This is a genomic window from Weizmannia sp. FSL W8-1119 (assembly GCF_038008605.1).
In the GTDB taxonomy this organism is placed as follows: Bacteria; Bacillota; Bacilli; order Bacillales; family Bacillaceae_C; genus Weizmannia; species Weizmannia coagulans.
The window spans coordinates 1,496,505-1,516,482 of sequence record NZ_JBBOZL010000001.1; the positions used below are offsets into that span (position 1 = coordinate 1,496,505).

At 50.0% G+C, this 19,978-nt stretch carries 17 protein-coding genes; 1 reads left to right on the top strand and 16 read right to left on the bottom strand.

Annotation, left to right across the window (positions count from 1 at the left end):
* Positions 1 to 79: 79 nt before the first annotated feature.
* From NSQ19_RS07215 to NSQ19_RS07225, 3 genes are all read right to left on the bottom strand, one after another.
* Positions 80 to 1,267 carry a DHH family phosphoesterase gene (locus NSQ19_RS07215; protein WP_340702638.1) on the bottom strand — a complete coding sequence of 396 codons (1,188 nt, stop codon included), beginning with the start codon at positions 1,265 to 1,267 and terminating at the stop codon, positions 80 to 82.
* Positions 1,268 to 1,319: 52 nt separating this feature from the next.
* Complete coding sequence (rpiA, locus tag NSQ19_RS07220; RefSeq protein ID WP_019721356.1) at positions 1,320 to 2,006, bottom strand: ribose-5-phosphate isomerase RpiA; 687 nt, start codon at positions 2,004 to 2,006, stop codon at positions 1,320 to 1,322.
* 261 nt (positions 2,007 to 2,267) lie between these two features.
* Positions 2,268 to 2,963, bottom strand: a complete 696-nt coding sequence (locus tag NSQ19_RS07225) for a C39 family peptidase (protein ID WP_133536370.1) — start codon at positions 2,961 to 2,963, stop codon at positions 2,268 to 2,270.
* 361 nt (positions 2,964 to 3,324) lie between these two features.
* On the opposite strand from NSQ19_RS07225, the gene NSQ19_RS07230 reads away from it, so the two are divergent.
* Positions 3,325 to 3,645, top strand: a complete 321-nt coding sequence (locus NSQ19_RS07230) for a MerR family transcriptional regulator (RefSeq protein ID WP_041819081.1) — start codon at positions 3,325 to 3,327, stop codon at positions 3,643 to 3,645.
* Between the two features lie 44 nt (positions 3,646 to 3,689).
* Here the strand turns inward: NSQ19_RS07230 and def are convergent, their stop codons facing one another.
* The 13 genes from def to argJ all read right to left on the bottom strand — a co-directional run bounded on the left by def (position 3,690) and on the right by argJ (position 19,954).
* The gene (def, locus tag NSQ19_RS07235; protein ID WP_013859417.1) at positions 3,690 to 4,271 is read right to left on the bottom strand and encodes a peptide deformylase; all 582 of its coding nucleotides are present in this window, start codon (positions 4,269 to 4,271) and stop codon (positions 3,690 to 3,692) included.
* A 218-nt stretch (positions 4,272 to 4,489) separates the two neighbouring features.
* Complete coding sequence (locus tag NSQ19_RS07240) at positions 4,490 to 4,669, bottom strand: FeoB-associated Cys-rich membrane protein (RefSeq protein WP_340702639.1); 180 nt, start codon at positions 4,667 to 4,669, stop codon at positions 4,490 to 4,492.
* A 17-nt stretch (positions 4,670 to 4,686) separates the two neighbouring features.
* Positions 4,687 to 6,681: a ferrous iron transport protein B gene (gene feoB, locus NSQ19_RS07245; protein WP_328014125.1), complete on the bottom strand. Its 1,995-nt coding sequence runs from the start codon at positions 6,679 to 6,681 to the stop codon at positions 4,687 to 4,689.
* Positions 6,681 to 6,908 carry a FeoA family protein gene (locus tag NSQ19_RS07250; RefSeq protein ID WP_026104754.1) on the bottom strand — a complete coding sequence of 76 codons (228 nt, stop codon included), beginning with the start codon at positions 6,906 to 6,908 and terminating at the stop codon, positions 6,681 to 6,683. Before NSQ19_RS07250 ends, feoB begins: the two co-directional genes overlap by 1 nt.
* Positions 6,909 to 7,115: 207 nt before the next feature.
* Positions 7,116 to 8,300: an LL-diaminopimelate aminotransferase gene (locus NSQ19_RS07255; RefSeq protein ID WP_340702640.1), complete on the bottom strand. Its 1,185-nt coding sequence runs from the start codon at positions 8,298 to 8,300 to the stop codon at positions 7,116 to 7,118.
* A gap of 248 nt (positions 8,301 to 8,548) precedes the next feature.
* Complete coding sequence (gene argH, locus NSQ19_RS07260; RefSeq protein WP_340702641.1) at positions 8,549 to 9,931, bottom strand: argininosuccinate lyase; 1,383 nt, start codon at positions 9,929 to 9,931, stop codon at positions 8,549 to 8,551.
* A 186-nt stretch (positions 9,932 to 10,117) separates the two neighbouring features.
* Positions 10,118 to 11,332, bottom strand: a complete 1,215-nt coding sequence (locus NSQ19_RS07265; protein ID WP_014098237.1) for an argininosuccinate synthase — start codon at positions 11,330 to 11,332, stop codon at positions 10,118 to 10,120.
* Between the two features lie 73 nt (positions 11,333 to 11,405).
* Positions 11,406 to 12,356, bottom strand: coding sequence for an ornithine carbamoyltransferase (gene argF / locus NSQ19_RS07270; RefSeq protein WP_328014346.1), 951 nt, complete (start codon positions 12,354 to 12,356; stop codon positions 11,406 to 11,408).
* A 17-nt stretch (positions 12,357 to 12,373) separates the two neighbouring features.
* The gene (gene carB / locus NSQ19_RS07275) at positions 12,374 to 15,577 is read right to left on the bottom strand and encodes a carbamoyl-phosphate synthase (glutamine-hydrolyzing) large subunit (RefSeq protein ID WP_285958142.1); all 3,204 of its coding nucleotides are present in this window, start codon (positions 15,575 to 15,577) and stop codon (positions 12,374 to 12,376) included.
* A complete protein-coding gene (locus tag NSQ19_RS07280) occupies positions 15,564 to 16,640 on the bottom strand; it encodes a carbamoyl phosphate synthase small subunit (RefSeq protein WP_029141474.1) in 1,077 nt (358 codons plus the stop codon). Before NSQ19_RS07280 ends, carB begins: the two co-directional genes overlap by 14 nt.
* Positions 16,641 to 16,670: 30 nt before the next feature.
* Positions 16,671 to 17,867 (bottom strand): acetylornithine transaminase, encoded by a 1,197-nt coding sequence (locus NSQ19_RS07285; protein WP_340702642.1) that lies wholly within the window; start codon positions 17,865 to 17,867, stop codon positions 16,671 to 16,673.
* A complete protein-coding gene (gene argB, locus NSQ19_RS07290; RefSeq protein ID WP_019721365.1) occupies positions 17,860 to 18,648 on the bottom strand; it encodes an acetylglutamate kinase in 789 nt (262 codons plus the stop codon). Before argB ends, NSQ19_RS07285 begins: the two co-directional genes overlap by 8 nt.
* A gap of 64 nt (positions 18,649 to 18,712) precedes the next feature.
* Positions 18,713 to 19,954 carry a bifunctional glutamate N-acetyltransferase/amino-acid acetyltransferase ArgJ gene (gene argJ, locus NSQ19_RS07295; protein WP_019721366.1) on the bottom strand — a complete coding sequence of 414 codons (1,242 nt, stop codon included), beginning with the start codon at positions 19,952 to 19,954 and terminating at the stop codon, positions 18,713 to 18,715.
* Between the last annotated feature and the right edge of the window lie 24 nt (positions 19,955 to 19,978).

Here is a 19,978-nt window from a genome sequence, read left to right on the forward strand (position 1 = left end):
GCTTCATCCTGCGTGCAAATTTGCATGCAACCGGCTCTCCCAGCACGAAAAAAAAAAGCCCGGCATCACCCGGGCAGCTTTACAAACCGCTTTCGCTTCTTTTTTTCTTTTTGTCCATATATTCCAAATACGCATCATCGTGGGCAAGCCACGCCTGGAACTGGCGCTTTACAAATTTTTCCGCTTCTTCAAAGGCGGAAAAAGAAGGAGACTGCTTTAAGCCTCTTGCTTCGATCTCCCAGCCTTTTTGGGCGTCTTTATAAATAAAGATCGGTTCCCCACTGCGGTTTTGGTATAAACATCCCGCTTCCTGCCCTTTGATATTGGACTGATTATGGGCAAAATCGCGTTTAAGCGGTTCCGTTTTAAACGTTTCGATGACAAACTGCCGGAACGCCTCTTCCGTCAGCACAGCCCCCGATGCCTTTTTATGCCCGCCCCCGTCGTATTTTTTGGCAATTTCCGATACGTCAATATGGTCATGAATCGTCCTGAAACTGATCCGTTTCTTTCCGACCATGCAAATGGCGATATAATCGAGATGCGGGTATTCTTTTGCAATGGCATTCCCCAATTCGGAATGGTGCGACTCGGCATGGATAACACCTGCATAATAACCGTCAATCACGGCCTGGTAGACTTCCCGCTTCTTTCCATTGATATACCTTTCGATTTTTTTCTCTTCCAGATCGAGGATCTTTTCTTCCAGATCATCAAATGAAAAAGTTTCACTGCCGCTAAGTTTATGTAGCAAAATCTCTTCAAACTCTTCGATCGGATACAGGTAAAAAAGATCATTTAATTTTTTGGCCTGCATATTCCCGTTGCGTTCCCATTCCCATGTATCCATTTGCCGGACAAGTTCGACAAACGCGTCAATGGCGCCGGTCGGGCTGATTTTTCCTTCCGCTTGCAGATACCGGTAAAACAAAGAAGTAGCGCTTGTCTGTTTGCCGTCTTCCTCCACCTGGACAGAAGCCCATTCATGCTCATTTAAGTGAAGCGCGCTTTTATGGTGGTCAATCAGTTTCACTTTTCCGCCCTGTGCGGCATAGGCATCGAGGAGCTCCGCATTTTTTTCATTGACCGATAAATCGGTAATCCACAGCATGTCTTCTTTATGTTCTTTTTTTAAAAAAGCTTCCACCTGGGGATTTAAACCGGATATGGAATTATACTGGATTTCAATGTCTTTGCCGAATGCAAGCCTGGCAAGAATCCCGCAGCCAAGCCCGTCCAGGTCATTATGCGTTAATAAACGATACATCAATCTTCCTCCGAAATTCAATTTTCTGTATGGTCTCCCATACGGATGTTTTTCACAAAGTAACGTTCTTTGCCTCCGCCCGGTTCCGGGTATATACCTTGCCGCCTTTCCCGATGACAACAAGATCGCAAATGCCGAGAAAAAGCCCGTGCTCTACAACGCCTGTTATGCTGTCCAGCCAGGCTCCAAACGCGCCGATATCAGGCGTTTGGAGACGGATATCCACGATATAGTGGCCGCCGTCTGTTACATACGGCCGGCCTTCTTTCATCCGGAGGACAGGGTTTAATCCTTCCCGCTCAAACGTTTTCACCAAATGCTTGTATCCGAACGGGACCACTTCCACCGGCAGCGGAAAAGCGCCAAGTTTTTGAACCATTTTCCGGGAATCCACCACCCAGATATTTCTTTTTGACGCCTTTGCCACCAGCTTTTCAAACAACAACGCCCCGCCGCCGCCTTTAATTCCGTCTAAGGAAGGGTCCACCTCGTCGGCACCGTCAATGGTCACATCCATTTGCGCCGTGTCGTTCAAGTCTGCTATTGGAATGCCGCATTCGCGCGCAAGTTTTGCCGTCGCATGCGAGGTGGGCACCCCGGTGATGTGCAGGCCGCTTTGCACCCGTTCCCCTAATTTTTTTATCGTGTAATAAACGGTTGAGCCGGTCCCAAGCCCGACAATCATTCCATCTTCTATGAGTTCTGCCGCTTTCTCCCCGGCCATCTTTTTCCCGTCCATACTCTGCACCTGCCTTTACTTTGATTTTATTACAGTCTTAAAGAATTATAAAGGAAAGCGCAGACAGCCATGGAATTAAAATAAAGAAAATCGCCTTTCCTTCCAATGTTTGAACGCAACACGCACGTACAAAGGCCATTTTTGGATAATATAACCGGAAGTGCCAAGCCCTATACAAACATGCATTCACGGGCGGCATGCTGCAGCGCTTTACAGGGCAATCCAACAATTCTTGAAACTCGTTTTCCGCCAGGTTTTTGTTCACCGGATCACAATGGCCTGGCTGCCCATCTGCTTCCACGCTTTCTCAAATACTTTACGGCTAAGCGGCTTATTTTTTGTTCCATACGGGTCATTCACATAAATATGGCCAGTATCGTACCCCGTGATGACAACGCTGTGTTCGCTGTATGTGATGTTTATTTTGCCCTGGGGCGTGTCCCATGTTTTGAAATCAGAAACCGGCTGAAACCGGGCTGTAGTAACCACCCAGACAGCATGCCCTTCCCCGACATTTTCCAGGATTTTTGAAAAAGGCTGCCCCGTTAAATCCGCCGCTCTTGTGCCGGCATATTTTTTGGCCAGTTCAAAAACAGGGCCGTGGTATACGCCATACCCGGGACCGTCCTCCATGTTCCCGACAAAACCCGCATTCGGATTGCCGTGCTGCCCGTTTTTATAGGTAAACGGCACATATTTGATTTCTTCCGCCAGTTGATTTTTGGTCACATGAAAGCCGTTATCGACAAGCAGCATCGCGAGGCTTGTCACTTCGCAGCCGTTGTAAAGGCGGGGCGCATCCATTTGCCTGATAAGCGGCACATCGAGCAGTTTTTTGGCAGCAGCGTTGTTTTGCGCGGATTTTTTTGCCAATTCTTTATGGGTCAGATACTCATTTAAGGCGAGCAACATAACAATCAATACGATTGCTGCAAAAATGAGCCGGGATGATTTCATCTGTGCTACTCCCCTTTCGGTTACAGCGGCATCATTCACCGCCTTCCGTTCTTTCCTGTATGCACTTACCCCCGCCGGCCGGGGTAAGTGCACGGGAAAATGCCGGTCCCGCTTTAAAGCCGGCCGCGGGCAGCCGCCATTCCTGCAGAGAAACCAGTCTTGAATTATTATATGGTTAAATTGGAGAGAACTCAACTCCGCTTTGGGACAACCCAATGGACATCAAAGGACTTCTGTTATGTAATCTCACGTGCCAGCGAAAAATGCGCAAATACTTGTCAGGATTTCTTACAGAAATATGGTCTTAACGGCTTTTTTGGTATATATTAATAAAAACACCTTACAAAGGGAGGATGCACAGGTGGCAACGAATGAATCATACTTGGAAAAGAAAGTCATCTCGATCGGAACGGTATGTGAACTAACCGGCTTAAGTGAAAGAAGAATCCGCTACTATGAAGAAAGAAAATTGATTTTCCCGGAACGGACAAACAGAGGCATCCGGAAATATTCGTTTACCGATGTCGAACGCCTGATGGACATCGCCAATAAACGCGAAGAAGGCATCCAGACTGCGGAAATCCGCAAAGAATATATTAAAGAGAAAAAATACAATGAACGTACGATGCGCGAACAAGTCATTCGCGGCCAGCTGAATGCTTATTTCCGCACAAGAGAATAATGCATCAAACGGCAGCCGTGCAGGCTGCCGTTTGCGCAAGCTGTTTATTCATACAAGCTCCGGATATCCGTGTTTGCAGGAAGCACGAACGGATTGTCCTTGTTAATATGGTCATAGAACATAATCCCGTTCAAGTGGTCCATCTCATGCTGAAACACAATCGCGGGATAGCCCTTTAATTTAATGAGCACTTCATTCCCGTCCAAATCGTATGCCCTGACTTTAATCCGTTCATAACGCGGCACAAAACCGTCCACTTTCCGGTCAACCGACAGGCAGCCTTCCCCTTGCGGAAGGTAGATCATCGATACCGAATGGCTGACCAGTTTTGGATTAAAAACCGTGTACGCCTTTTCCCCGTCTTCATCCGCAATATAAACGGCAAACATCCTTTTATTGAGGCCGATCTGATTTGCGGACAATCCGACGCCTGCACGCAAATTGCATTTGCTGGCAATCTCCGGATCCTGGCTGTTTTTTAAAAACTGGAGCATGCAGCGCAGTTCTGCTTTGTCTTCCTCAGTTGGCGGCATGTTCACTTCATCCAGCACTTTTCTTAAAATCGGGTCGCCTTCCCTGACGATATCATCCATTGTAATCATATAATCATCATTAAATTTGCTCATCGCTTGAACCCTCATCTGCCTTTTTCCTGAAATTCTTTTTACCCGGCACGGGACGGCCCCGGAGCCGGCTGCCATTATACCTGTTTGGACATTGTTAATCTTACCATACCGGAGCAAAAAAATCTAAACAGACGGAACGCCGGGCCGGATTTCCGCCAAAACGAAACCCCTGCCTATAAATAAACCGGGCACGCCTTTTAAAGGGCGGCCCGGTATTTTCAGCTTTTTGCCGCCTTGGCCCGGGATGGGGCGTCCGGCGCACAACAGCTGGCTGTATTGCAGTTGTCTTTCAGTGCACAGGAAGCGCACTGCCCTTCCCTGCTTTTTTTGACAAAACGGATGAGCGTAAACGCCGCATAAGCAAAAATCACAACGCCAATCAAAATACTGAATAACATCGGAACATTCCCCCGTTTTAAAAAGCGATGAACCGCCCAATATTGTAAATCAGAAAAGCAATCAAATAAGCAATCACAAGCGCATAAACGATCGAAAAAAGCGTCACTTTCCCCGAGCCGGTTTCTTTATGGATAATGGCCACGGTCGAAAGGCATGGAATGTATAAAAGAATGAATACCATAAAACTATAGGCCGAAAGCGGCGTAAAGGCATGGGAAATAACGCCTGCCAGGGATGCGCCGTCCGGAACAAAATAGAGGACGTTCATCGTTGAAACGACCACTTCCTTTGCCATAAAACCGGTCAGAAGTGCAGCCGCCGCCTGCCATGTTCCAAAACCGAGCGGCTTGAAGACGGGCGCAATCCATCCGCACAGGATCGCCATAAAACTTTTATCGACAGGCACATTGAATCCGCCCGGCCCCGCATTCGAAAGGAGCCAAATTGCAACCGTGCCGCCGAAAATCAAGGTCCCTGCTTTCCGGACGAAACCTTTCCCTTTATCCCATGTGCTTCTGTACAAGTTCCGCACATTCGGCACGCGGTACGGCGGCAGTTCAATGACAAAAACAGAGCCTTCCGTTTTCACCACCATCGAAAATACTTTCGCAAGCAAAAGCGCAACGACAATGCCGAGCACATACAGCGACAGGACAATAAGTGCCTGATGGTGGCGGAAAAAAGCCGCGACAAACAAACTGTAGACCGAAAGCCGGGCAGAACAGGACATGAGCGGGGTCAACAGCGTCGTTAACAGCCGCTCTTTCGGCTGTTCAATCGTCCTTGCCGCCATGACGCCGGGCACATTGCAGCCGAAACCGATAATCAGCGGAATAAACGCTTTTCCGTTCAGGCCGACTGATTCCATCACCCTGTCCATGACCATGGCTACCCGCGCCATATACCCGGAATCTTCAATCACCGAGATAAAGAAAAACAAAACAAAAATTTGCGGCACAAAAACGAGAACGCCGCCAACCCCTGCCACAATCCCGTTTAACACCAGATCACGGATAAACGGCGTTGCCCCCGCTTCTTTCAGCCCCGCTTCAATCCAGGCTGTCAGCGGGCCTGAAAAAAACTTGTCAAGCCAATCCGACAAAGGGGTGCCGAGCCAGTTGAATGTAATGCAAAATACCAAATACATCATCACGAGAAAGATCGGCACGCCAAGGTATTTATTCGTGACGACCGCATCTATTTTCTCCGTCAGCGTTTTCTTTTCTGCCGCCGTTTTTTCAACAGCGGTTTCAATCAGCCGGTCAATAAATTGCTGCCGCTTTTTAAACATTTCCTGTTTAATGGAGGTATGCGGGTTGGCGGCACGGAGCCTGCGCTCCACGCCCGCGCAAAAATCTTCGAGTTCCGCCCTTACATTGGCAAACGCCGGAATTTGGCGGATCACTTCATTTCCTTCCAAAAACTGGAGCGCTAGCCAGCGTTTGTCCAATGACCGGAAATCCGGCAGCCGGTCCATAAGATAGGCCGCCGCATGCTCCAAATCATCGCCGTAATCAATACGGAAATCCGGTGCAACCGCCTTTTCCTGCATCTGTTCCGATATGGCCCTGCATCCTTTTCCTGTCCTTGCAATAATCGGCACGACCGGAATGCCCAGGCCTTCTGCAAGCGAATGGTCGTTCACTTTCATGCCGCGCGATTTTGCAACATCTATCATATTCAGCCCGATCAGAACCGGCTTTCCGTACTCCATCAATTGGATGGTCAAATGCAGGTTCCGTGCGAGCTGGGAAGCATCCACGATATTCAAAACAGATGTGAAGTCTTCCTCAATTAAGAATCTCGATGCCACCGCTTCATCTTTGGAAAGCGGGTTCAAAGCATAAATACCGGGCAAATCAATCAGCATCCCGGCATTTTCCTTCAGCTGGCCCACCTTTTTTTCAACGGTGACACCTGTCCAGTTTCCAACATATTCATAAGATCCGGTAAGCTCATTAAAGAGTGATGTTTTTCCTGTATTGGGGTTTCCAAATAAAGCGACCTGCATTATAAACACTCCACGTGGATCCGCATCGCTTCTTTTTTGCGGATGCCGATGCACTGCCCGCTGACTTCAAGCATGCAAGGCCCGCCGAAAGGCAATCCGCATTTATAACAAACTTCCCGGCCTTCAAGCACACCCAAATCAAGAAGGCGCCTTTGAATACTTTGATCAATGCTTGATAAATCTGTAATAATGCCTTTGCTTCCGGGTTTCAGTTCGGTCAAGACCATGGTATGCCCCTCCTAGACAGATCGAGAAATAGAGTCTGTTCATTGATAATGATTATCATTCTATATTCCTATCATACCGCATTTATTCGCGGGCGTCTACCTCATTTTCAGGGAACCCGGAAAATTTTCATACATTTATGTGAAACTTTTCACATAATATTCATTGACAGCCGGCTTGTCCGCCACCACATGCAAAAAGCGGGCCCCTTAAAGGAGTCCCGCTTTTTGCGGCATATGCACGCCGCTTTTTTCAATGCGGCGGACAGCTTCCATGAGCCTTTCTTCATCCTGTACAAGCGCGATTCTGACATATCCTTCGCCGTGGGGGCCAAAGGCGTTGCCTGGCGTGACCACAACGCCGGCTTTGTCCATCAGTTCATATGTAAAAGCGAGGGACTTTTTGCCTTCCGGGATTTTGGCCCACAAAAACATCGTGGCATCAGACGGGCGGATTTCCCAGCCGATCCGGGATAATCCGGAAACAAACAAATCCCTTCTTTTCTCATACAGCGCAGCATTCCGGCGTGCGAATTCCCTGCCGTTTGCCAAAGCAGCGGCAGCCGCCCTTTGGACCGGTTCAAAAATGCCGTAATCCATATGCGATTTCATTTGGGCAAACAGCCGGATCACTTCCCGGTTCCCTGCCAGAAAACCGATCCGTGCCCCAGCCAAGTTAAAGCTTTTCGATAAGGAATTAAATTCAACCCCCACATCTTTTGCCCCGGCGACGGACAGGAAACTGACCGGCTTTTTCCCGTTAAAGACGAGTTCGCAATAGGCAAAATCGTGGACGACGACGAGATCATATTGTTTTGCGAACCGGACGGCCTCTTCAAAAAATTTTTTCTCAGCAAGCACCGGAATCGGGTTGCCCGGAAAATTCAGCATCATCATTTTCGCTTTTTTCGCGACCTCTTCCGGAATTTTTGACAAATCCGGCATAAAACCGTTCTCTTCCAGAAGCGGCATCGGGTAAGGCACGGCTTCCGCCAGTTTCACCCCTGATTCATAGGCTGTATAACCGGGATCCGGTACGAGAATGATATCGCCGGGGTTACAAAAGACGAGTGGAAGATGGATAATGCCATCCTGGGAACCCGCAAGCTGGATGATCTCGTGTTCAGGATCCAGTTTCACCCCGAACTGTTCGTAATAACGAGCCGCCGCCTCGTAGAAAGCTCCGATCCCGGAAATTGTATACCCGTATTGGCGCGGGTCAGCTGCATTTCGGGCCATTTCTTCCATTACAAAAGCAGGCGGCGCCTGATCCGGGCTTCCGATGCTTAAGTCAATCATCCGGCTGCCTTCTTTTATTTTTTTCTTTTTGTACGCCAAAAGCTCATTAAAAATCAATGTCGGTAACTGGTTCATGCGTCTTGCAGTGTCAACCAAAAGCTTTTCCTCCCAATTTCCCGGCCTCAAGGCTTTGTGTGCCTGTTCCAGGATGCATCAGCATAAGATTCGTTTATAATCATTTATTATACCACAATTTCCGGCATCCCGGGAGCTGTTATCATACAGTTACAGGTTGGAAGCGAAGGATCCGGCCCGGTTAAAAAGCCGGGCGATTGTTTAAGAACGCCCGCTTCTTGTGCTTTTGATCCCGCAGCCACGCTTGCATGTATCAAAGAGCCGCTTGTTCAATCCGGTGTGCGGAGTTGTTTTTCCGCCATCTGAAGCTGTGCCGCCACTTGTGCATGGCCTGTTCCCCCGGCGCTGTTCCGCATTTTGACAACATGTTCCGGTTTCAGCACTTCAAAAATATCGGCTTCAAAAAGCGAGCTGAACGACTGATATTCATCCAGTGTCAAGTCAAGCAAATATTTGCCGTGCTGAATCCCATAGAGGACAATCTGCCCGATCACCGCATGCGCCTCACGGAACGGCAGCCCTTTTTTCGCCAAATAATCGGCAATATCGGTTGCATTCGCGTAATCGTTCGAGACAGCCCGGAACATCTTCTCCCGGTTCACTTTCATCGTTTCAATCATCGGCGCAAGCAGCTTAAGCGCTCCTTCAAGCGTATCAGCCGTATCAAAAATACCTTCTTTATCTTCCTGCATGTCTTTATTGTAGGCAAGCGGCAACCCTTTCAGAACGGTTAAAAGCCCGATGAGGTTCCCAAACACCCTTCCCGTTTTTCCGCGCAAAAGTTCGGGCACGTCGGGATTTTTCTTTTGCGGCATGATGCTCGACCCGGTGCAAAAGGAATCATCGAGCTCGATAAACTGGAATTCCTGGCTTGACCAGAGCACCAGTTCCTCCGACAAACGGGAAATATGGGCCATCAGAATGGCGGCATTCGCCAAAAATTCAAGCACAAAGTCGCGGTCGCTGACAGCATCCAGGCTGTTCGGGTAAATGCGGGAAAATCCGAGCAGTTCGCGCGTCCGTTCCCTGTCAATCGGAAAAGTCGTCCCGGCGAGCGCCCCGGCACCGAGCGGCAGCCAGTCCGTCCGCTTCAAGCTGTCTGAAAATCTCTCTTTATCGCGCTCCAGCATCCAAAAATAAGCGAGAAGATGGTGGGCAAACAACACCGGCTGCGCCCGTTGCAGATGGGTGTAACCGGGCATCATCGTTTCTTTGTTTTCTTTTGCTTTCGTCACAATTGCTTCCTGGACGAGTGAAATCAGGCGAATCATTTCTTTTGTCGTTTTCCGGACATACAGGTGCATATCGGTCGCCACCTGGTCATTCCGGCTCCGCCCTGTATGCAGCTTCCCGCCGGCAGGGCCGATTTCATCCATCAGCATTTTTTCGATATTCATATGGATATCTTCATTCTCAACTGTAAATGCCGCTTCTCCGTTTTTGATTTTTTCGGCAATTTTATGAAGCCCTGCTTTGATTTGTTCCACATCTTTTTCAGGCAAAATGCCGCATTCGCCGAGCATTTGGACATGGGCAAGGCTCCCTTCAATATCTTCAAAAGCAAGCCTCTGGTCATATCCGATCGACGCTGTATAGGTTTCAACAAGCTGATTCGTTTCCTTTGTAAAACGTCCGCCCCATAGCTTTGACAATGTCATTTCCTCCTGCTGCAATAGGATTAAAAAATGAAGGCTGCACGGCGAACCGCCACAGCCTTCCGGATATTTTTCCGACTTCTCCCGCCTCGGCAAACAAGTGAAAAATACTTGAACGGGCCTGTTCCAACCTTGAAATTTGCCGTGCTGCTGATTTAGTATCAGAGACAGCGGCCAAATTGCTTATTGATTTAACACTTTCCCGTTTTCCTGGATTTCGGCAAATACTTTTGTCGGCAGCCCCCACAGTTTGATGAAGCCGACTGCAGCATTATGGTCAAACGAATCGCCTTTCAAATAGGTCGCCAGTTCTTCATTATACAGGCTGTATGGGGATTTTCTTGCCACTACCGTGTGGGTGCCTTTAAACAGTTTCACGCGGACCGTGCCGGTGACCGTTTTCTGTGTTTCCTCGACAAACGCATCGAGCGCGGCCTTTAACGGCGAATACCAGAGCCCTTCATAAATGATTTTGGTCAACTGCTGTTCCACCGTTGTTTTAAATTGTGTCACTTCACGTGGCAGCGTTAAAAATTCCAGTTCTTTATGGGCATTGATCAGCACGACTGCAGCCGGGTTTTCGTATACTTCGCGCGATTTGATCCCGACAAGGCGGTTTTCAATATGGTCGATTCTGCCGATGCCATGTTTGCCGGCTGTCAGGTTCAGCTCTTCGATCATTTGGACGAGGCCCATCGCTTTGCCGTTTAAGGCAACCGGGACGCCTTTTTCAAACGTAATTTCAATATATTCCGGCTCATCCGGCGTCATTTCGATCGGCGCAGTCCAGTCGAATGCTGCTTCCGGCGCTTCGTTCCAAGGATTTTCAAGGACGCCGGCTTCGCACGCTCTTCCCCATATATTGGCATCAATCGAAAACGGGTTATCTAAGTCTACCGGAATCGGAATATTGTTTTTCTCCGCATAGGCAATTTCTTCATCGCGGGTCATGCCCCATTCACGGACAGGCGCAACGACTTTCAAGTTCGGGTTGAGCGCCTGGACGGACACTTCAAAACGGACCTGGTCGTTCCCTTTTCCGGTACAGCCGTGTGCCACGGCAACGGCGCCTTCCTGTTCCGCGACATCCACCAAAAGCTTCGAAATAAGCGGGCGGCTGATCGCCGAAGACAGCGGGTATTTTCCTTCATAGAGCGCATTTGCCTTTAATGCCGGCAATATATAATCTTTTGCAAGCATTTCTTTCCCGTCTATGATCACCGCTTTGATTGCGCCGACATTCAGCGCTTTCTGGCGGATCGCATTTAAATCTTTGCCTTCGCCGACGTCAATGCCAAGGGCAATGACATCATAGCCGTATTTTTCCTGAATCCATTTAATCGATACGGATGTATCCAAACCGCCTGAGTAGGCCAATACAATTTTTTCCTTTGCCATTTTTCTCTCTCCCTGCCTCTTTGTATAAATAATATTGAAGTTGAATTTTTATACACCCATTATATCGGATTCATTAAAAATTTTCCAGTAGTTTTTTTAAAATGGCTTTATGGGCATGGAGCCGGTTCTCCGCCTCGTCAAAAACCGCGGAATGCGGGCCGTCAATGACCGCCTCCGTGACTTCTTCGCCGCGGTGGGCTGGCAGGCAGTGGAGGAAAAGAAAATCTTTTTTTGCCAGTTTGCATAATGATTCATTTACCTGATAATCTTGCAAATCTTCGAGCCGTTTCTTCGTTTCGCCTTCCTGCCCCATGCTGGCCCACACATCGGTGATGACCACATCGGCATTTCGGATCATTTCTTCCGGGTTTTGGCCCATTTCAATACAAACCCCTTTTCGGGCAGCTTCTTTTTGAGCCCCAGCAAGAATGCCGGCATTCGGCAAATATCCTTCCGGGGCAGCGACGGACATATGCATGCCCGCCTTTGCCGCCCCCTCAAGCAATGAGTGGCACATATTGTTATTGCCGTCCCCGAGGTAGCAGATTTTAAGCCCGACAAGCTTCCCTTTATATTCCTGAATGGTCAGCAAATCGGCCAAAACCTGGGTCGGATGATGCAGATCGGTCAGCCCGTTGATCACGGGGACATCTGCGTGCCGCGCAAAAGATTCGATGGTTTCGTGCGCGAATGTGCGGATCATCAGACAGTCGACATAACGGGACAACACTTTTGCCGTGTCATGGATTGTCTCGCCGCGCCCGAGCTGGATGTCTCTCGAGCTCAGAAAAAGGGCGTGGCCGCCGAGCTGGAGCATGCCGGCTTCAAAAGAAACCCGGGTGCGCGTGGATGATTTTTCAAAAATCATCCCGAGCACTTTCCCTTTTAAATACGGGGTCTCCTTCCCTTCTTTATGCGCTTTTTTTAAGACGGCCGCTTCCTGGAGCAGATCGTACAGCTCCTCTTCCTGCAGCGCGCCGATTGTTAAAAAATCTTTCTTTTTCGTACGGGCCATTGTCGCCATCTGTATCTTCCTTTCTGCTAAACTTCTGCTTTTATGCGGTTAAAATCGTGAAGCGGAGCCACTTTTGGCGTTGTCCCTGTAGCGTGGCGGGTGATGGCTTCCAATGTATCCAGACAGGTAAACAGCGGAATATGGAAACGCATTGCTGCTTCACGCAGCTTGCTGCCGCCTCTTCTTTGGTCCCGCCCTTTTGTCGGGATGACCACCGCAGCGGTTACGGGTTGCTGTTCGAAAAAGGCGGTGGCACCCTCAAGGGCCACTGTTTCCGCAGCCACGCCGTTTTTGGCCAGGAACCGTGCCGTATGTTCCGTTGCGGCAATCCGGTAGCCTCTGTCCGCCAGTGTTTTCATTACCGGCAGAGCGGCTGCTTTTTCGCGATCCGTCACCGAGCAAAATACAAATTGTTCATCAAGCGGCGGCTCAAACACCGGGCCATGGACGGACAGAAGCGTTTTTTCGAGTGCCTCCCCGAATGTCCGGGCAAGGCCGAGCACCTCGCCGGTTGATTTCATTTCAGGCCCTAAAACAGGGTCGACATCTTTCAGCTTTGTATAGGAAAATACCGGTGCCTTCACGGCAACAAGTTCCGGCGGTACAAGGAGCCCCTTTTCCGCAAGCGTTTTTCCGAGTTGTACGGCAATGGCGAGATCAATCATCGGAATGCCGGTGACTTTGCTTAAAATCGGAACGGTTCTAGAAGCACGCGGATTGACTTCCAGCACATAAACGGTCCCTTCATAAATTAAAAATTGGATATTGGCAATGCCTTTGATTTGGCCCTTTAAACAGATTTTTTCAGCATACCGGATAAGCGTTTCCTGCACAGACGGGCCTAAGTGCCGGGGCGGGTAAACGGCCATGCTGTCGCCGGAGTGGACGCCCGCCTTTTCAATATGTTCAAAAATGCCCGGGATGAGCACCTTCTCCCCATCACAAATGCAGTCGAGTTCGCATTCCGTACCCGGCAAATACTGGTCAATCATAAGCGGCCAGCTTTTTTCGCTTGCGTACTTCAACGCATCGGCGTAAGCGTTGAGTTCGTCTTCATGGTAAAAAATGAACATCGACTGCCCGCCAATAACATAGGACGGGCGGACAAGTACCGGAAACGAAAGGTCTTTTGCCGCCCGTTTCAGTTCTTCTGCATCATAGGCGGTGTGCCCTTTAATATGCGGAATGCCGAGCTCATCCAGCAGCTTGTAAAAAAGATTGCGATCCTCAAGCTGGTCGATTTGTTCCACAGTGGTCCCGAACAGTTTCACGCCTTCCGCTTCAAGGCTCGATGCGACATTGATCGCGGTCTGGCCGCCGAATTGCGTGAAGACGCCGGCCACCTGCTCTTTTTCAATAATATGCAGCAAATCTTCCGGGCGCAGCGGGTCAAAATACAATTTATCCGCCATTGAAAAATCAGTGCTGACCGTCTCCGGATTGTTGTTTACGACAATCGTTTCATAGCCAAGTTGTTTGAGCGCCATAACGGCATGGACCGAGCAGTAATCAAATTCAATCCCCTGCCCGATGCGGATCGGGCCGGAACCGATGATCAGCACTTTCGGGCGGTTTGACACTTCCACTTCATCCCGGCCGCCCCAGGTGGAATAGTAGTACGGCGTTTGCGCCTCAAACTCGGCGGCACAGGTGTCGACAAGTTTATAAACCGGCACAAGCCCGAGTTGTTTTCTTTTTTCGCGCACCGCTTTTTCGCTGCATCCGCATAATGCCGAAAGACACTCATCACTGATGTTCATTTTTTTAGCTGCGCGCAGCAAAGCATCCGGCATGGCATCGATCGTATATTGTTTGCATGTTTCTTCCATATCCACAATATTTTTTATTTTTTCAAGAAACCAGCGGTCGATTTCCGTGTATTTTTCAATGTCAGAAAGCGCCATGCCTTTGCGCATCGCTTCCGCCACCGCAAACAGGCGGATATCGGTCGCTTCCGTCAAAAGCGGGACCAAATCATCCGGCTGTTTTTCGGCAAGCGCCGGATAGAAAAGGCCTGAAAGCCCGAGTTCAAGCGAACGGATCCCTTTGTTAAGCGCCCCTTCAAATGTGCGGTCGATCGCCATCGCTTCGCCGGTCGCCTTCATTTGCGTGCCAAGTTTCCGGTCCGCTTCCGTAAATTTGTCAAACGGAAAGCGCGGAATTTTTACGACAACATAATCAAGGGCCGGTTCGAAGGAGGCAAACGTGTTGCCGGTTACCGGGTTTAAAATTTCATCCAGATGATAGCCGATTGCGCATTTCGTCGCAATGCGGGCGATCGGGTAACCGGTTGCTTTCGAAGCCAGGGCGGATGACCGGCTGACGCGCGGATTGACTTCAATAATATTGTACTGGTCGGAACACGGATCGAGCGCGAACTGGATGTTGCACCCGCCGATCACCCCGAGCGCGCGGATCACTTTTAAAGAAGCGTCCCGGAGCAGCTGGTACTGCACATCCGATAAAGTCTGCGATGGCGCGACCACAATCGAGTCGCCCGTGTGCACCCCGACGGGATCGATATTTTCCATATTGCAGACAATGATGCACGTGTCGTTTGCATCGCGCACGACTTCGTATTCAATTTCTTTCCAGCCTTTGATGCTTTTTTCAAGCAGCACCTGGTGGATCGGGCTCAGGTCAAGGCCGCGCTGCAGCACTTCCCGCAGTTCCTTGTCATTGGCCGCAAATCCCCCGCCGGAGCCGCCAAGCGTATAGGCGGGGCGGATAATGACGGGATAGCCGATTTTTTTCGCAAACGCCAGCCCGTCCTCCATATTTTCCACAATTTTTGACTGCGGGATCGGTTCCCCGATATCAAGCATCAACTGGCGGAATTTTTCGCGGTCTTCCCCCTTCTGGATCGATTCCACCGGCGTCCCGAGCAATTGTACCCCGTACTTATCGAGAATCCCCGCTTCATAGAGCTGGACGGCGAGATTCAGGCCGGTCTGCCCGCCCAATGTCCCGATAATGCCGTCCGGACGCTCTTTTTGTAAAATCTGTTCTATCGACTCCACCGTCAGCGGGTCAAAATAAATCCGGTCGGCCATTTCTTCATCTGTCATGATCGTTGCCGGATTGCTGTTGACAAGCACGACCTCAATCCCTTCTTCTTTCAAGGCGAGGCAGCTCTGCGTCCCCGCATAATCAAATTCGGCGGCCTGGCCGATGACAATCGGGCCGGAGCCGATCACAAGCACTTTTTTGATCGATTTATTGAATGGCATAAGACAAAACTCCCGCTCTTTGTTGTACTCGTTGTAAAAACTGGTCAAAAATGTATTCGGAATCACGCGGCCCCGGATGCGCTTCCGGGTGGAACTGGACGGAGAAGACCGGCAAGTCCGGATGGATGCAGCCTTCAACCGTGCCGTCATTCACATTCTTAAAGGAAAGTTCCAGTTCCGTCCCTGCAAGTGATGCTTCATCGACAACATAGCCATGGTTTTGGGCCGTCATCAACACTTTGCCTGTCTTTAAATCTTTAACCGGGTGGTTGCCGCCCCTGTGGCCGAACGGCAGCTTTTTCGTCTTTGCCCCGTAAGCGAGTGCCAATAGCTGGTGTCCGAGGCAAATGCCAAGCACCGGGTAAGCGGCGCTCACTTTTTTGATTTCCGGCAGCCACTCGGCCAGTTTAGCAGGATCCCCGGGGCCGTTTGAAATGACAATGCCGTCAGGTGCAAGTTCCGCCATTTGTTTTGCCGTAAAATCAAAGGGTACGACGGTCACTTTGCAGTTGCGGTCAAGCAAGTATTGCAGAATGGATTTTTTGTAGCCGAAATCCATCAAAGCAATGTGCAAAGGGCCGTCTCCATAGGTTTCCGGTTGTTTTATGGCAACTTCGGCTACGAAAAATTCATCGCCGCCGCATGGCACTTTTTGATCGCGGGACGTTGAAACAAGGCCGCGCACAGTGCCGCGTTTGCGGATCGTTTTTACAAGCGCACGCGTGTCCACCCCTGAAAGGCAAGGGACATCCGACTTTTCCAAAAAGGAAAGGGCCGTTTTTTCCACTTTATAAAAACTCGGGCTTGCGCATATTTCGCCGGTCACAACCGCGCGCGCCGAGATGCTTTTGCTTTCGTGATCATCGCCGTTTACGCCGTAATTGCCGATTAAAGGGTAACAAAACACCAGGATCTGCCCGGTGTACGACGGGTCGGTCATCATTTCCTGATATCCCGTCATGCCGGTGTTAAATACCACTTCTCCCGTTGTTTCAGCGGGATTTCCCGCAAAAAAGCCTTCAAAAATTTCTCCCGTTTCAAGAATGAGATATCCTCTTGCCACGTTTTCTGTCCTCCCTTGTCTCTTTGCCGGTTAAAGATCGTTTTGGTTTGCCTTGGCAAAAACCGTTTGCATTTTTTGGGCAAAAAGCGCCGTTTCCTTTTCCGTAATCACAAGCGGCGGCAACAGGCGGACCACATGCGGCCCTGCTGTTAATACAAGCAAATGCTCGGTCAATGCCACCCGGGTGATTGTCGCAGCTTCCATTTCCGTTTCAAGGCCGGCCATCAGCCCTTTTCCGCGGATTTCTTTAATAAAAGGAAATTGTGCTTTCAACTCTTCCAGTTTTGCCCAAAAATCGATGCTCTGTTTTTGGACATGTTCGATGATATCCTCTTCCGCAAACGTTTCAAGTGTCGCCAGGCCGGCTGTCGCGGATAGCGGGTTGCCGCCAAAAGTGCTGCCGTGCGTGCCGGGCGTAAAGCTTTGCGCAATTTTTTCTTTCGCGAGCATGGCGCCAATCGGAATGCCAGACCCCAGCCCTTTTGCAAGCGTCATGATATCCGGTTCGAAGCCGTACTGTTCATAGGCAAACAGTGTACCGGTCCGGCCCATGCCCGTCTGCACTTCATCCACAATGATTGCACAATCGTTCTCCCTGCACGCGCGGACAAGGGCATCCACCCATTCCTGTTCTGCAGGAATGACGCCGCCTTCCCCCTGAATCAGTTCAAACATGACGGCAATGGGCTTTATTTTTGCGAGATCGCGGAGTGCCGCAATGTCGTTAAACGGCAAATAGATGAATCCCGGCACAAGCGGTTCAAAGCCATGCTGGATTTTTTCCTGTGCCGTTGCCGACAATGTCCCGAGTGTCCGACCATGGAACGAATGCTTAAAGGTGACGATGGGCCCCGATTTGCCGCGTTTTTTTGCATCGAGGCGGGCCAGTTTGATCGCCGCTTCATTGGCTTCCGCGCCGCTGTTTGCAAAAAACGCCTGGTCAAATGCGCTTAAAGCTGCCAGTTTTTCAGCCAGCTCTTCCTGCGGCCCGATCTCAAACAGATTGGAAGTATGCCAGATTCGGTCTAGCTGGCCGGCCACTTTGTTTTTTACTTTTTCGGGGACATGGCCGAGATTGCAAACGGCAATGCCCGAAGTAAAATCCAAATATTTTTCTCCGTTTTCATCCCATACATAACTGCCTTTTCCTTTTACAAACTTTACCGGCGTCCGGCTGTACGTCTGCATAAGTGCTTGTTTCTGTACCGTTTGCGCCATCTTATCCATCGATCAAAACCCCGTTCCCTGTAAATTTCGTCCCGGTTTTTCCGCCGCCTGCCAAAAACAGGAGGCTGTCTTCTTCTGTCCCGTCCACAATCACCACTTCTTTTACGCCGGACCGGATGCATTCCACTGCTGCCCGGACTTTTGGAATCATGCCGCCAGTAATGACTTGCTTTTGGATGAGCCCGTCAACCTGCCCGGGGGTAAGATAAGGGAGCACTTTCCCTTCCATCATGACCCCGGGGACATCCGTCACCATCCAAACACGCGCGTTCATTTTTCGGGCAACCGCGGCTGCCGCCAAATCAGCATTGACATTCAAGCGCTGGCCGTTTTTATCCGCCGCAACCGGGGAAATGACCGGGATAAACTGCTGCCGCAATAAAGCATGCAGCACCTGTTCATTTACCGATTCGATTTCCCCGACATACCCGAGATTAGGTGCCTCAATCTTTCTGGCTGTTAAAAGACCTGAGTCGGTTCCGCTGATGCCGACCGCTTTGGCCCCCGCCTGTGAGAGCCGGCGCGTAATCCATTTGTTGATGGAACCGGAAAGCACCATCTCGACGACGTTTAACACCGGCTCGGTTGTGACACGCATCCCGTTTTTGAATTGCGACTTGATCTGCATTTTTTCCAGCATGGCCGAGATCGCCGGCCCACCGCCGTGGACGATAACAGGATCAAGCCCGAATCGCGCTTTGATTTGCACCAGATTTTCAAAAAATGCATCCGGCAGCTGATGGAGGATGCTGCCGCCGCACTTGATGACAACGTATGCCAATTTGGCCCACCCCTTATAAATAGTTATTATCTTGTATAATTATGCAAAAATGTGTGCACCAACATTATGAACGGTAAGTGGCATTGATTTTCACATAATCATAGGTCAGGTCGCATCCCCACGCCGTACCCTGGCAAGTTCCGGCCCCGAGGTCGATGGCCATACAGATTTTGTCATTTTCCTTTAAATAGGCATGTGCCTCGTCTTCGGAATAGGAAGCCGGCATGCCTTTTTCGACTACGGAAATCCCGCCGATACGGACAGAAAGCGCCTGTTCATCCACTTGGACGCCGCTGTATCCGATCGCATTGATAATCCTTCCCCAGTTCGCATCGGCGCCAAAGATAGCGGCTTTTACCAAATTTGAGCCGATAACGGTTTTTGCGGCTGCTTGCGCCTCTTTTTCCGTTTCAGCCCCGGTTACACAGACTTCAACCAGTTTCGTCGCGCCTTCCCCGTCCCTTGCAATTTGTTTGGCAAGTTCCCGGGCAATATAGGCAAAGCTTTCTGCAAATTTTTTCCAATCCGGGTGTGCGTATGAAAGCGTATCATTTCCGGCCAGCCCGTTTGCCATCACAATCACCATGTCATTTGTGCTTGTGTCGCCGTCCACCGTGATCATATTGAACGTTTCATCGACCGTTTGTTTCAGCAGGTTTTGCAATGCAGCCGCCTCCACTTTGGCATCTGTCGTCATAAAAGCGAGCATCGTTGCCATGTTTGGATGGATCATCCCCGATCCTTTGGCGCAGCCGGCAACGGTGACCGTTTTCCCGCCAATTTCAAGTGTTGCGCAGGCGCGTTTTTGAAAGGTGTCCGTCGTGAGTATCGCTTTTTCAAAAAGGTCTGGATGGGACGCCCCCTCTCCTTTATCGATACGGCGGATGCCGGTTTCAATTTTTTCAACCGGCAAAAACTCACCAATGACACCTGTTGAGGCAACGCCGACCTGGTTTTCGTTTACGCCGATTTGGGCGGCGAACCATTTCCGCATCAGGCGGGCGTGGCGGAGGCCTTCACTGCCTGTAAAGGAGTTTGCATTTCCCGAATTCACAATGATGCCGGACAGCTTCCCGCTTTCCACAATGCTTTCCTTTGTGACCTGGATGGGCGCTGCCTGAAACTGATTCGTCGTATAGACCGCAGCCGCTTGTGCCGGGACAGCGGAGTAAAGCCACCCAAGGTCCGGGCGTTTTCTTTTAATGCCGCAATGGAGCCCGCCGGCAAAAAATCCAGCCGGGCTCGAGATGTTTCCGTCCGTTTTGGTAAAAAATGCAGTACTTTCTTTCTCATATAATTGATTCATTGCCATCCTCCATATATAAACGGT

Coding starts and splice junctions, on each gene's coding strand:
- NSQ19_RS07215 (WP_340702638.1), bottom strand. CDS start 1,267: ATGTATCGTTTATTAACGCATAATGACCTGGACGGGCTTGGCTGCGGG.
- rpiA (WP_019721356.1), bottom strand. CDS start 2,006: ATGGACGGGAAAAAGATGGCCGGGGAGAAAGCGGCAGAACTCATAGAA.
- NSQ19_RS07225 (WP_133536370.1), bottom strand. CDS start 2,963: ATGAAATCATCCCGGCTCATTTTTGCAGCAATCGTATTGATTGTTATG.
- def (WP_013859417.1), bottom strand. CDS start 4,271: ATGAGCAAATTTAATGATGATTATATGATTACAATGGATGATATCGTC.
- NSQ19_RS07240 (WP_340702639.1), bottom strand. CDS start 4,669: ATGTTATTCAGTATTTTGATTGGCGTTGTGATTTTTGCTTATGCGGCG.
- feoB (WP_328014125.1), bottom strand. CDS start 6,681: ATGCAGGTCGCTTTATTTGGAAACCCCAATACAGGAAAAACATCACTC.
- NSQ19_RS07250 (WP_026104754.1), bottom strand. CDS start 6,908: ATGGTCTTGACCGAACTGAAACCCGGAAGCAAAGGCATTATTACAGAT.
- NSQ19_RS07265 (WP_014098237.1), bottom strand. CDS start 11,332: ATGGCAAAGGAAAAAATTGTATTGGCCTACTCAGGCGGTTTGGATACA.
- argF (WP_328014346.1), bottom strand. CDS start 12,356: ATGGCGACAATGGCCCGTACGAAAAAGAAAGATTTTTTAACAATCGGC.
- carB (WP_285958142.1), bottom strand. CDS start 15,577: ATGCCATTCAATAAATCGATCAAAAAAGTGCTTGTGATCGGCTCCGGC.
- NSQ19_RS07285 (WP_340702642.1), bottom strand. CDS start 17,867: ATGGATAAGATGGCGCAAACGGTACAGAAACAAGCACTTATGCAGACG.
- argJ (WP_019721366.1), bottom strand. CDS start 19,954: ATGAATCAATTATATGAGAAAGAAAGTACTGCATTTTTTACCAAAACG.